A 14,045-nucleotide genomic window follows, 5' to 3' on the forward strand; every position below is an offset into this window, starting at 1 on the left:
AGCCTTTTAAAAGTTTATTAAAGAACTAAATTCATAAAAACTATTCAAGGGGGGCAGTAAATTTTGAGTACAAATAAAACAGAAACTCTTAAATTGCATAATTGGGAAGGTTCAGACAATGTATCAAGAATTGAATTTAATGAAAACTTTAACATTTTAGATCAAGCAATAGCAGATCGTGGTGTGAATGTTAAATGGTTCGGTGCAAAAGGAGATGGAAAAACAGATGATACACAGGCACTAACTTCTGCTTTTGAGTATATTTCAAATAATGAAAAAATAGTAAAGTTATTTTTTCCTTCTGGAAATTATAGAACAAGAAACTTTTCTGCAATTGATTTAAACAGTGATATTCACGTTATAGGTGAAAATGCTACTATTATTTTTGAAACAGACGGAGAATTACTGAACATTATTAATGAAAATTTGTATATTCATTTTCAAAACATGAATTTTATAGCAGAAACGACAGGTTTATTTGTGATTTTGTGGAGACTCGGAACCATTTTTACTAAAGAAATCATATTTGATAACTGTTATTTTGAAGGAGATTTATCTGCTATTCGATATTATATGGATGAAAATACTAATCCATTGATAACTAAATTCGGTGTAGGATTTTTTAGGTTAGTGGATTGTAAAGTGAAAAATACGAATAACTCCTTTATGGTTTTAAGTGATTGTCCTTCTGATCATATTGTAATTGAAAGAAATTATATAAATAATTTCAGTTATCAATTTGCGAGTATAGCAATAGAAAATGGTCAAGACACCTATGAGGCATTACTTGATTCTAAAAAGTTACTTACAGTTAAAAATAATTTTGTTTATTGTGATGACGATTGGTGGGGCCAAGTAGGCAGTGGAGGCTATTATTCTTTCGTACTGTTTGAAGGTGCGAAGGTGATCTACGAAAATAATCATGTTGAAGGTATGAAGTATGATGGAAATATAGCACTATATGATATCTATGCCAGTGTAAGAGAAATATATTATACCAATAATACTTGGATAAATAATATAAGCTTCTCTGATTTAAATTATAAGGATTCCAGTGCTACTAATACGCTGATGAAAGCAAAGAATGGACCCGGAGCTTTTAAAAGGTACTTTGCAAACAACTATTTCAAGACGACAAAAGAATTTGCAGAAATGCATGGAAAAGACCCTGAACAAATGATTGTACATTTTATGGACTTATCTGATACGGCAGATGAATGGATTATCAAAAATAATACCTTTCATATTTATAGAATGAAATTTAGTCCTTCAAGTGAGGACATATATAGTATGAAGGTTGTTGATAATGAGATTGAATGTGAACATGCAGAAGGTGCAATCATTTATTATAGAACTAATTCAAATGTTGATTATGCTAATAAATCACATGTATTAAAAGGAAATACAATACGCATTAGAAAAAGACAGTTTGAAGGAACAATAACACTAGTTAAAACAGTTGATTACTCCGACAATCAAAATTCAATACCTTTAGTAGTGGTTGAAAATAATAATGTTATTGCACCACTTGCTTACTGTATAGATAATATTCGTACTGAAAAATTAATTTTTAAGGACAACTATGTTGAGCATAAGGATGATGAAAATGTGGATTTATATGCTGGTGTTATGTATGGTCCTGATACAAAAATAGGAGAATTGGCAAATATAAACAATAATTTTGTTAGTAAGATAGGAATGTTCTTTGAGCCTAGAACCTATCATGGACATTCAGAAGTTACGGAAGACTTCACGATTACACGAAAAGGAGTATCATCCTATAATTCATCTTTTCAATTTGAAAAGTATAATCCAGATGTACAAACACAAAGATTTTTGAGAGACTATGAAATAACCTCTAGTGAAGGTACAGTTAAATTTAGATTAATTGTGCAGTATGGATATGACAGTCAAGCGGATAGAAATTATGTTACTTACATGAATAGCTCAGGAGAACAGCGAACACGTTTATTATATTATCAAGAGGATGATATAAAAGAAGGCGATGGAGAATCTGTATTTCTATATGATTTTGAAGGTGAAGGCCCGCAAATAGAAATAAAATTTGAAAATAGTGAAAGCTATTCTATCTTTCATATCCCTAACTTTGTAGATGAAACAAAAGAATATACTTTACACATTAGAATGAGAAATTTTCCTACTACTGAAACGAATTTACCTGTAGTATCACTTGCAGGAACAAGCTTATCAACAACAGCTAATGTAAGAGATTTTGGAGCAACAGGTGACGGGGTGACGGATGATGCTGCAGCCATTGATAGTGCTATCGCATACATGGAGGCTAATCCGAAGGTTGTAAACCTTTATTTTCCTAAAGGTGTTTATTTTGTAACAGATAGATTAGTTGTTCCTAGCACCACTAATATAATAGGTGATGGTATGACGCACTCTATTATAAATACTACAGATGGAGCTGACGGAATTATCGTTTCAGATATAGGTGACAATCAAAGTGTACATTGGCGTGATTTTACAATCAATGGAGGAGGTCGTGACGCTATTCATGTAGGCGGAGGGTTCGCTGATTTTAAATTTACGAATGTGTCAGCCAATAATGCAAGCAGACATGGATTTTATTTTGTATCCTGTGAAAACGGTGTTTTTGAAAACTGTGTTGCTCAAAATAATGCAGAATGTGGATTCTACAGCGATAATACAGATAACGTAACTCATCTAAACTGTAAAGCAATTAATAATGTGACAGGTATATTTCTTGGGGATTACAGTGTGGTAAACTCATGTATATTTAAAAATAATCATATGGCCGCTATACATGCCGATGGTGTAATTAGTTTAGGAATAAGAAACAACATTTTTGATACACCTGTAACACCTTCGCCTACTGAAAATCAGTATCTTATTTTATTAGAAAATTGTCAGGCAGTTGAAATAGCTTCACAGTATGTTTTTAGGCATGTTGATATGGCAATAGGCATTTATAATAGTCATCAAATCACTTTATCTGCATTAGCAGGACTTGTAACTTTAGAAAACTGGTTGGAAGGTGATTACACAGGTTTATTTGTTGATTCAGATTCAACGAATATAACAATCACTTCAAACAATAATTATCCTTTTATTATTGAGGACCCAACAGAAATTAATATTATTTCAACACAAAATGAGAAAAGGGATGCTTTAGATGGTTTGGGAATCATACGGGAAGAAAGTTCAGATCATGCAGGTTTTGCAAATGGATGGATTCCAGATGATGGGATGACAGGTGTTATAATTGAAGATTCAAAAGCATGGGGCAATTGGTTACAGCAAGTAACACCTTCCTCTGCACTTCAAAAGGTATCTATTGATAAAAAAGTTAGATCTAACACTAGATACACAGTAGGGATTTTATTGAGAAATGAGATGGACGTAGCAATCCATTTTCCATCTGGGGTTCAAAGTAGCACTATCCCACCTACTGGCAAAGGCATGAGATTTTTGACATTTACTTTCAGTTCTGGTTCCAGTCCTGATGATCTTCTAAGTATTTTGTTATTAAATGGTGAAGGAATGAATTGTGAAATTGGTGGTGTTAAAATAGTTGAAGGTTATTATCATACAACTAATTTTCCCCTTGCAAAAGAACAGCATTTAGTTGAAAAACCTACTTTTATTAATGTGTTAGATCATTTTGCAGACCCAACAGGAGTGGAAGATTGTTCAGAGGCTTTTGATTTAGCTGTAGCAGAAGCAATAAACAAAGGTATTTCTAATATCTATATTCCCACAGGAAGATATGAATTGTCTGATATATGGAAAGTACCTAACTATATAAATATATATGGTGATGGTATGAATAATACAATTTTAAATTCTACAGATCAAAGTGACGCTATCAGAGTATTATCATTAGATAGAGTTAGTTTACATTGGAGAGATTTTTCAGTGAATTGTGATGGTGGAGGTAGAGATGGACTACATTTAACAGGTGTAGATAACTTTAAGTTATCTAACATAAAAGTTACTGGAGCCGCTGAAAATGGAATCTATATTTCAACATCTTCACAAGGTATTATTGAAAACTGTGTAACAGAGGATAATATATTAAGAGGTATTTATGCAAATAACGCAGACGGATTGAAAATTACTGGTTGTAGAATTTCAAGAAATAATGTAGGTGTATATGCACAAGATTATTGCTTTATCGAATCTAATTATTTTGATTCAAATACTTTTTCAGATATACATTTTGAATTCATAACGTTTGGTATCATACAAGGAAACTATTTTGCTGAGTACCTTCCTGTAACACCGACTCCAGATTCACACTATATATTAGTTGAGAATTCAAGAGGTATTCAGATACAAGGACAACAAGTCTTTATGGAAAGAGGTACAGCTATAAAGCTTGTTGACAGTCGAGCAATTACAATGTCTGCTTTATCGTCATCTTTTATTGAAGCGTCAAGTTGGCAAGCTGGACATTTAGGATTATTTGTTGAAGCTGATTGTGCAAATATTATATTAATGGCAAGTGATAACGTACCTATGAATATTGTAAACAGTGATGATGTAACAATACTTTAATTAAATATTACATGCACAAATCAGACCTTAGACCATATAAAATGAGTGGTCTTATTTGTATATAAAAGTTTTAAAAAATTTAAGTGGAGTATTTTAATGAAAGAAGGCATTTTTATTTCGACAGTAGTAGTAATAGGTGCTTCATTACTTCACTGAATTTATTAGTAACCATAGTTTCGCAAAATTGAAATGAATCGGAATAATTCAGTGTAGAGGGGGAATGAAATTGAGTACAAATAAAACAGAACATTTAAAATTGCATAATTGGGAAGGCACAGATAAAGTTTCAAGGCAAGAATTTAATGAAAACTTTAGTATGATAGATCAAGCTGTTTCAGAAAAAGCGGTTAATGTTAAATGGTTTGGTGCTTTAGGAGACGGTTCATCCGATGATACAGATGCGTTACAAAATGCTGTTAATTTTACACTGGAAAGAGGAGGAAACTTATATATACCAAATGGTGAATTTATTCTTACAAGTCAACTTAATATTATAGGTGCTTTAAACATTACAGGTAATGGAATTAATCAAACGATTTTAAAATGGGGTGGATCAGATGACGGAGTTTCTAACTTGATCAATATCGTGAGTCCTGATGGTAGAATAGATGATTTTAAGATTGTAGACTTAACAGTATCGGGAGCACCTAGACATGGATTTTTCTTATATGATACTCATGCATGGACCTTTCATAATGTAAAATCAGAAAGAAACGGTGGAGACGGTTTTCGATCTGAGTATTGTTGGAAGGGTTCTTATTATAGTTGCCAAGCATATAGAAATGGTGAAAATGGATTTCAAAGTACAAATGAAGGTCAGACAGTTGAGTTTATTAGCTGTTGGGCATTATCTAATACATTAGCTGGAATAAAACCTGCTCAGAAGTCTATTATTGCTGGAGGGACAGTTGAGAATAATGGTTTAGCAGGTCTTCACATTACGAATAGTAGTGTCAGTGTTAATGGAGTATATTTTGAAGCAGAATATAGTCCTCCAAATGAAAACAGTTATACTTATCAAGTTCTGATAGAAAACACTTTTTCAGTTTCAATTAGTGGTAGTAACTGTCTTGAAAAGATGGATATTGGATTAGGGATTTTCAATTCACAGGATGTTTTTATAAATGGGTGTGGCGCTAAGAATAGAGCGGAAGTATATGCTTGGGATGATAGAGAGCAAACAGGTATCTGGGTAGGTAATAGGACAGGTGATAATGTAGGGCAACCTTGTGAAAATATTGTGTTTGCTGGTTGTACACCAGTTCCAATGCTGATTGAAGATTATAATTCTGTCATCATTGTCGGAGATGCAGTTGAAGACATACTCGGGGGAGAAGGGTTCTTTAATACAGAAGGAGAAATTACAGGACTAGCTAGTGGAATTGATGGTTTATCTGGAACTCCTGATTTAGAATTAGTGGATACTATACCTTATAAAATGAGAGGTAGTCGTGCTCAAAAAGTAAAAGTATTAGCAAAATATGATGGATTCTATAAGTATGTAAATGTTAAACCCAATACATCCTATACAATTGCTTTTTGGTACTACAGTGAGGATGCTAAAGTCTATATTGAAAACGCAGAAGGAAATCGATTAGGTGGATCAGACTTATACCCTAGAACTATACGACCATTTTGGAGGCATTATGTTTTTAACTTCACTACTGGAGAAAATGTAGAGAACTACTATATTAGAGTGAGATCAAGAAATGAGACTGGTACTTTTTATATAGCAGATATGATATTAACAGAAGGCGCATTTAGATCTACAAACTTTCCTATAAATGATGTAAAAGTAAGTAGCAATAACACAAAAAAGGAAGAAAGTTCAGGAGTAAATGTAAAAGATTTTGGAGCAAAAGGTAATGGTGTTACAGATGATACACAGGCAATTCAAGATGCTATAGATCATGCCATAGGTATAAAAAGCACTGTTTTTATACCTAGCGGTGAATATATCATTACAAGTCAAATAAATATTATACAAGGTGTCAATATCACGGGTAGTAGTATAAAGCACACCATACTAAGATGGGGTGGTATAGAGGATGGTATTTCTGATTTACTTCATATTGAAAATCCAAATGGAAAGATCAATGATTTTAAATTAAGTCATTTTACTGTGGAGTATGCACCAAGGTATGGAGTGTATTGTTATCAAACACATGCATGGATTGTAGAATGTGTTAGATCAAGAAACAACGGTAGTGATGGATTTTTCAGTGAAGAATGCTGGAAAGGCACATTCTATAGTTGTCAAGCAAATTACAACTCTGGTAATGGATTTCATGGAAGTCTCGTCAATGGTCAAACGGTAGAGTATATAAGTTGTTGGGCATTTCAAAATGTACTTGCTGGAATTAAACCTGCAAATCGTTGTGTTATAACTGGAGGAACAGTGGAGGCTAATGGACTTGCAGATATTCATATAACGCAAAGTTATGTAGATATTAGTGGCGTATATTTTGAGGGCGCAACTGATCAGCCAGATACTGCTACTGGACCAAACACATATCATTTACTAATTGAAAATACTCATTCCATTCATGTTAGTGCTTCTAATTGTTTTGGTAGAGTTGATATTGGAACTAAGGTAATAAATTCAAAAGGTATCGTATTCAATGCTTGTGGTGGAGGTGATGAATCAGCAGGGGGAAAAGAAAACACATACGCTTGGGATAGAACGTATCAAACAGGTCTTTGGATTGATAAAGATTGTGAAAATGTAGTTCTAAATGGATGTAGCTCAGTTCCTACAATTATAGAAGATTTTACTAATGTTATTGTAGCAAGTAATGAAGTAACAGATCTATTAAATGGATCAGGATTCTTTAATGAAGAAGGTGATACATTAGGATTAGCAAAGGGATTAGAACCTGAAAATGGTGGGGGCATCATGTCTTTAATTGAGACGATGCCTTATAGGATTAGAGGACAATATGTCCAACAAATTACTGCTGAAGAAAGCTACCAAGGATTTATTAAAAGGTTTGATGTAAAACCTAACACCACTTATTCTATTGCTTTTTGGTATTTTAGTGATGATGTTCAAGTATATCTAGATGATCCGATTCAGCAACGTATTACGGATTCAGATTTATATCCTAGAGATAACTGGAGATATTATGTGTTTCAATTTACAGTTCCTGAAACGGTTATCCAAGATTTTGTAACTTTTAGAACTAGAGATATTGGTACATTTGCAATTGCTGATTTAATCATTGTTGAAGGTGCATACGATATGACTTCATTTCCTCTTGGAAATGTTACTTCATTAAATGAAGAAGAAGTAATAGAAGATAAAACCATAAAATACCTTTCTAATGTTGATTTATTGAACGGATTAGGTGTATTTAGTCAATATAATGATAGTGGTATTGTATCTGAATTAGAGCCAAGAGCTGGAGACCCATTGCTTGCAGGAACACCAGAATTAATTAAATCAGATGAAGCCGTAGGTGAATACCTTCAAAGAATTAATTCTGACGGGTCATATTATCACGGACTATATATTCGTTACAATTTTCAACCTAATACAGCTTATACTTTTGCAATTATAGTTAGAGGTACTACAAGTTTCACTATAGAAAATTCAGAAGGTATTAGTATGGGGAAAGAGGTACTAACAGAAGAATTTCTAATTTTTAATTACAACTTTACAACTTCTGATACACCTGGTGATAAGTTAGATTTTTATAATAGTAGAGAAGTCGGTTATTATGAAATAGCAGGATTTAAATTAGTTGAAGGTACCTATACACTAGATGATTATGATGAAGTCTTTCATTCAGATGAAATTCCAAAAGTAAGTGGTGTATGGGAATCACCAATTGGTACAAGATACAACATAACAATTGATAATACAGGGAATTTTGTAAGTACATTATTAGAATAAGCACAAATTAACTTAATCCGTCTGTATACGGTTTTTTTTATGCAATTTTACAGGAATAGGGGGGAATTCTAATGAGTGGAGATGAAGCAATTAAGCAGCGTATTGATGTACTAGAGAGAGACATAAAAGAATTTAAAGCTGAGATGAAGGGTATGAATGAACGCATTCGCAATACTGAATTATCTGTATCCAAAATTGAAATTATGATGGACCAAATGTCTCATGATTGGAAGGAACTTAAAATACAGTTAGACCGTTTAATATTAAATCAAAGTCAAGGATGGCCTAAGATCACCATTGAAATTCTAAAATGGTCAATATTGATAATTGGATCTTTATTAGGGATTAAAATGGTAATTTAAAGGAGGTTTTAGATTGAACAAACCATTAGTTATATGGGATGCCGGACATGGTGGATCAGACACAGGAGCACATGCATTTGGTACTAAAGAGAAAGATTGGACTTTAGAAGCAGCCTTATATCTTCATAATAGGTCTAAAGAGTTAGGGATTCCTACACATATAGTAAGAGAAAAGGATATTACACTAGAGGCACTACCACGCACTACAATAGTTAAAAATAGTGGTGCAACTTTTTGTATATCATGTCACTTTAATGCTTTTAATAGCCAAGCTAAAGGAGTAGAGACAATCTATTCTATTTTTAAAGGCAGTCATGATAGTAAAGGACTTGCTGAGAAAATTGCTTATGCTATTTCGAATGAAGGAATGGATTTTAGAAGAGTATTTTCTAGACAAGGTACAAATGACTTCGATTATTATTATATGCATCGTATGACGGGAAAAGTAGAAACGGTAATCGTAGAGTTTGGTTTTATAGATAATGAGGGTGATTATGATAAATTACGATTTAAAGAGTTTCGAATAAAACTCTATGAAGCTACCTTACGGGCATTTTGTGAACATACAGGAAACCTATATCAATTGCCAAACTCTTCAATTGATGTTCTTGATGAATATTACAAAGTTCAAATATTTGCGGGCAGCTTATCAGGAGCAGAGAAAGTAGCACAAGAAGCAGAAAATAAAGGTTTTGAAACCTTTATTGTTAAAGAAAAGAAATAAAAAAGGGGGATTTTAAGATGGATTTAGAAATTAACGGGGTTTTAATTGTTGCATTAATTACAGGCTTTGTAGAACTATGTACTCGAATTGGATTGAATAAAAGATATGCTCCAATTATAGCTGTTGGATTAGGTATAATATCAGGAATCTTTTATATAGATGCAGCGAATATTCAAAATAGTATTTTAATAGGAATTACTTTAGGTTTATCAAGTGTTGGTTTATATTCTGGTACTAAAAATACTTTATTAAATAAAACATTGAATGATAAGAAAATATTAGATTCACACATGAAATAAACGAGTTAATAATAATGATAGGATTGTAGCAATGAAATATCATATGGGTTTTTAAATAAGACGAATATAAACGTCTTTTTTTGTTGGGTATAATCATCCAAAGTTATGCTAGGGGCGGGGGCATGGATGATTACATATTTGATATTAAACTAAAGTATCGGTTATTTTAAATCTCCAAATCCACAAACTCACTTACATCATGCTCTTTTTTCAGCTCTCTATATAAATAGTTTTGCTTCGTAATTCTAGGATCGCTATGATCCAACGTATCTGCTATATGATCAAGAGGAGCCCCGTTGGAATAAGCGGTTCGTGCGAAAAAGTGTCTTAAAAAATGGGGAGTCACTCTTTCACCTTGAACTGTAGTTAAACCAGAATGAGCCAATTGTTTTGATAGAGTTGTAGACAAACTTGATAATGAATACCTTTTACCATAACGATTAGGGTAGAAGGGGGATTCATCATCAGAATTCAACTCTATATCTAATCCAACTCTACCTCTATATTCCTTGATCTCTTCTAGTACATAATCCTTAATTAACGCATGGCGAACTTTATCTCTTTTTGTGACGGTTTTCAAATAATACTTTTTCCTCTTTGAATCGTAATATAAATCTGACCAGCTTGGAGTTATAATCTCTGCAAGCCGTAAACCACTTGTAGCAAGCAGCATAATGATCGATTTTACCTTTGGATTATTTTCATAATATTGAATGGCTTGTCTCATTTGTTCTATGGATATATCTCTTTCAACTACTTCAGTTTTATCTATCCTGACTGGATAAAACCCTCTGGTTAAATCCTTCTTTGTATATCTTTCTTGATAACACCATTTTAAAAAACTTTTAACGATATTCAATTTCTTAGTTATTGTGCTGCTTTTATCGTACATTTTTTCAATATGGTTTTGATATCCTTCTATATTTCTACGACTCAACTTCCGTATATCTTCTACCTCATATTCCTTGATCACATATAAAAATTGCAATAATTCTCTTACATACTCTTTTTTTGACTTTTCTTTTCTATTCTTTCCTCTCATATGTATGTACACATAGATCATTTCGACGTTACTCAAATATCTATAATCATAATTTCCGTATTCATCCTCATTTTGCGAGAATTTGCGATGAATGCTTACATACCCTCCCTCATTTAATAATAGGGTTACCATCTCCTTTTTATGCTTTTCAATCAAATTGTGGTTTTCAAATTTATTTAACATCAATTCATTTAATTTAATTTTCAAAAATATCACCCGCGTAATATAAAATATTAAATCTAATTATATCAAAGTAACTAATAAAAAGTCTATTCGTTTCGAAATATTATATATGATTTTAAAATAAAATAATAGGTTATTAGTTTATATTGACTGTAATTAATATGTTTTATATGTATGTTTCTATATTTAAAAAGTTATATTAGTGTGATATAATTTAATAAAGTTATTTTATTAATGTTAATTTTGTAATTGAATTTAAATTTATAAAAATGAATAAGTTAATTAAAGTTAAAAGTGGATGGTGTTTAAATTGAAAAAGTATATGAGTATTACAGAGGTAGCAAATGAGTTTAATATAAGTAAAACATCAGTTTATAAGCTGATGGAGCATTCAAATACAGAAAAAAGGTTGGAACCTATCAATAAAGAGACTCATAGAGGGGATGGGGGGTACAGATTTAAAGCCCAGGATGTAGAGAGAATTAAAGCGTTTTATGAGAAAAAAGACTTAACTTCTTCAGATGCAGCAAAAATATTAAACGTATCAACAACCTATATACATAAATTAATTAAAAATAAAGAAATAAAGTATTATGAGGATGAATATAAGGGGAAACGAACGTATTTTATTAAAAAAGAAGAGGTAGAGCAATACAAATTGGATCATCCTGAGCTTGAGAAAAATGAAACGATTTATCATAAAAAAGAGGGATTGTTCTTGTTTCAACCGTTTAAAAAAGGAGATCAATTAGCTCGAATTCACAAAATAAATAGCAGAGGGAAGAAAAAGGTAGCAGCATTTTTGATTACTGAAAATGGAGAAGAAATACCATATGAAAAAGCGGATGAGGAGGGGTGGAAGAGAGGTGTTGTTTTAGAACATAAAAAGAATATCACCACTTATGGAACTGCTAAATTTGAATTCCCCAAACCAGCGGCTATAAATTCATTAATTTATGATATGATCGTGGAAATGCTCAAGCATATTGGAGCAAACAATATGAAAATAGATGTAGGAGATAAAATAGTAGTTGAAGTAAAAAAGTCAGAATTAAAAGGAATTCAATCACAGACACATTTTGACTATATCGATGCAATGAAAAAATTTATTGTTGAAGGGAAGATAGTAGAAAAATATGATGGTGTATTAATAGATACTGGTCTAACTCCAATGACATTTTATGTAGATGAACAATCAAAAGAGAAAATAATGAATGAAATAAGTGAAGCGGGAGTCTCGATGCATGAATGGTTTAAACGGAAGATTAGCGAGTGATGATCGGTTCTGGATTAGGGTGACCACTTGAAGAGTTTTCAATGAGAGTATATTCAATAGCAGCTGGTATTAGCTGCCAACATTTTTTCTGCCACTTCGTCTATAAAGGTTGCTACTTCACCGTATAATTCCTCAGAAGCTTTATGCAGTTCAAAAAAATGCTCTCCAATTACAAACCAGTGAAATTGTTTAATTTTTTGTACATTACATTTAAAATTGCCAATAATTGATTTAAACTATGATAAGAATAATGAATAAATTTATTACTTCAACCGTTCAACAAAATGCCATTTAAATTTTGTCTTGTCTTGGGACGTGGATCTTCTACAATACATTGGGAAAACGTACGATTGTTAATGCATGATTTTTTTAACGTAAAGTTACACAAACAAGAATCCTCAATTATCTCATTTTGATCACAAGGGGAATTTTGAACCTCATGCTATTGTGGTTTTAAAAGAAAGATTGATCATTTAAAAGAATGTTTGATCGTTTAAAAGAAAGATCGATACAATTGTAAAATAGATTGATCAAAACTCATGAATTAGAATGTGATTCATAAGTTTTTTTTGACTCTCATATTACATAAAAGAGGTCATATTGTGGAACAACAAGTTTTTTTATTGATTTATAGAAGTGAAAGTTTTAAATGCTAATAGAATTATTTCCGATAGGGTACGTTTTTCTAAAACTAGGCAACATAAAACTTTTCAGTTTCTTGATATTGAAAGCAATCTAAAAGTTGCATATAATTGATACATGAATTGGGATAAAGACACTATATTCAAAGCACTTGGCGACTCGACTCGGCGGCTTATTTTAGACGAGCTTTCCGAACGAAAAGAGCTGACTTTGTATGAACTGACGGCACGTCTCATTATGAAGCACGACCTTTCCATTTCGAGACAGGCGATCGCTAAACATCTTACTACATTGGAAAATGCAGGGCTGGTAAAATCAAAACGAAAGGGAAAATATCGAGTAATTATGTTTAACAACGAACCACTTAAAAACTTACTGAAAGGATGGATAGAATAATTTTATAATATCGGAACAGGAATTTCTGACGAATGTGTAGGATGTTCAGCTTACTACAAGATTGTTAGCACATCAAAATAATGAGGGAGGCAACAACAGTATGAAAATCGTTGTTACTAGTATATTTGTACAAGATCAAGACAAGGCACTGGAGTTTTATACAAAAAAGCTTGGGTTTGTAAAAAAGGAGGACGTTCCCGTCGGAGAATTTAGGTGGTTAACTCTTGTTTCTCCCGATGATTTGGATGGAACAGAGATTTTACTAGAACCAAATGACAATCCTGCCGCCAAAGATTATCAAAAGAAGATATTTACCGATGGCATCCCAGCAACAATGTTTGGCGTTGAAGATATTTATAAAGAGTACAAAGGGTTAATAGCAAAAGACGTGAGGTTTACTATGGAGCCGACAGAAATGGGCGAAATCACAATGGCTGTCTTCGACGATACATGCGGGAACCTTATTCAGATAGTGCAGAAGTAACCTAGTATTAAACGACTTTATGGAAGTTTTAAGTTTGGTGAAGTGTTTGTTGTTTGTTATAAAAAAAGAACTTTTACCCTGTCCTATTTATAGGATGGGGTTATACATTTTATAAGGTCTTAAGATTAAATTTGTTATCATACTATAATGGCAATGTAATAATCAGAATAAATTATAGTAGTGATCTTCGACAA

9 protein-coding genes are annotated in these 14,045 nt (G+C 32.3%); 8 read left to right on the top strand and 1 reads right to left on the bottom strand.

The window, feature by feature from the left end; genetic code table 11:
- Positions 1 to 63 precede the first annotated feature (63 nt).
- From Q5Y73_RS05545 to Q5Y73_RS05565, 5 genes are all read left to right on the top strand, one after another.
- A complete protein-coding gene (locus Q5Y73_RS05545) occupies positions 64 to 4,548 on the top strand; it encodes a right-handed parallel beta-helix repeat-containing protein (RefSeq protein ID WP_305990821.1) in 4,485 nt (1,494 codons plus the stop codon).
- A gap of 226 nt (positions 4,549 to 4,774) precedes the next feature.
- Positions 4,775 to 8,443, top strand: a complete 3,669-nt coding sequence (locus Q5Y73_RS05550) for a glycosyl hydrolase family 28-related protein (protein ID WP_305990822.1) — start codon at positions 4,775 to 4,777, stop codon at positions 8,441 to 8,443.
- A gap of 71 nt (positions 8,444 to 8,514) precedes the next feature.
- On the top strand, positions 8,515 to 8,805 hold the full coding sequence (locus Q5Y73_RS05555; RefSeq protein ID WP_305990823.1) for a hypothetical protein: 291 nt from the start codon (positions 8,515 to 8,517) through the stop codon (positions 8,803 to 8,805).
- A 13-nt stretch (positions 8,806 to 8,818) separates the two neighbouring features.
- Positions 8,819 to 9,529 carry an N-acetylmuramoyl-L-alanine amidase family protein gene (locus Q5Y73_RS05560; protein WP_305990824.1) on the top strand — a complete coding sequence of 237 codons (711 nt, stop codon included), beginning with the start codon at positions 8,819 to 8,821 and terminating at the stop codon, positions 9,527 to 9,529.
- Positions 9,530 to 9,546: 17 nt separating this feature from the next.
- On the top strand, positions 9,547 to 9,828 hold the full coding sequence (locus Q5Y73_RS05565; RefSeq protein ID WP_305990825.1) for a hypothetical protein: 282 nt from the start codon (positions 9,547 to 9,549) through the stop codon (positions 9,826 to 9,828).
- Between the two features lie 166 nt (positions 9,829 to 9,994).
- On the opposite strand, the gene Q5Y73_RS05570 is transcribed toward Q5Y73_RS05565, so the two are convergent.
- Positions 9,995 to 11,077 carry a tyrosine-type recombinase/integrase gene (locus Q5Y73_RS05570; protein WP_305990826.1) on the bottom strand — a complete coding sequence of 361 codons (1,083 nt, stop codon included), beginning with the start codon at positions 11,075 to 11,077 and terminating at the stop codon, positions 9,995 to 9,997.
- 286 nt (positions 11,078 to 11,363) lie between these two features.
- Here Q5Y73_RS05570 and Q5Y73_RS05575 point away from each other — a divergent pair, with 286 nt between their 5' ends.
- The 3 genes from Q5Y73_RS05575 to glxB all read left to right on the top strand — a co-directional run bounded on the left by Q5Y73_RS05575 (position 11,364) and on the right by glxB (position 13,851).
- Positions 11,364 to 12,329, top strand: a complete 966-nt coding sequence (locus tag Q5Y73_RS05575; protein WP_305990827.1) for a helix-turn-helix domain-containing protein — start codon at positions 11,364 to 11,366, stop codon at positions 12,327 to 12,329.
- Between the two features lie 759 nt (positions 12,330 to 13,088).
- On the top strand, positions 13,089 to 13,367 hold the full coding sequence (locus tag Q5Y73_RS05585) for an ArsR/SmtB family transcription factor (RefSeq protein ID WP_160645976.1): 279 nt from the start codon (positions 13,089 to 13,091) through the stop codon (positions 13,365 to 13,367).
- Positions 13,368 to 13,467: 100 nt separating this feature from the next.
- Positions 13,468 to 13,851, top strand: coding sequence for a methylglyoxalase (glxB, locus tag Q5Y73_RS05590; RefSeq protein ID WP_305990828.1), 384 nt, complete (start codon positions 13,468 to 13,470; stop codon positions 13,849 to 13,851).
- The last annotated feature ends 194 nt before the right edge of the window (positions 13,852 to 14,045 follow it).

It is taken from the genome of Chengkuizengella axinellae, from assembly GCF_030730905.1.
GTDB lineage: Bacteria > Bacillota > Bacilli > Paenibacillales > KCTC-33759 > Chengkuizengella > Chengkuizengella axinellae.

Coding starts and splice junctions, on each gene's coding strand:
- Q5Y73_RS05555 (WP_305990823.1), top strand. CDS start 8,515: ATGAGTGGAGATGAAGCAATTAAGCAGCGTATTGATGTACTAGAGAGA.
- Q5Y73_RS05585 (WP_160645976.1), top strand. CDS start 13,089: ATGAATTGGGATAAAGACACTATATTCAAAGCACTTGGCGACTCGACT.
- glxB (WP_305990828.1), top strand. CDS start 13,468: ATGAAAATCGTTGTTACTAGTATATTTGTACAAGATCAAGACAAGGCA.
- Q5Y73_RS05565 (WP_305990825.1), top strand. CDS start 9,547: ATGGATTTAGAAATTAACGGGGTTTTAATTGTTGCATTAATTACAGGC.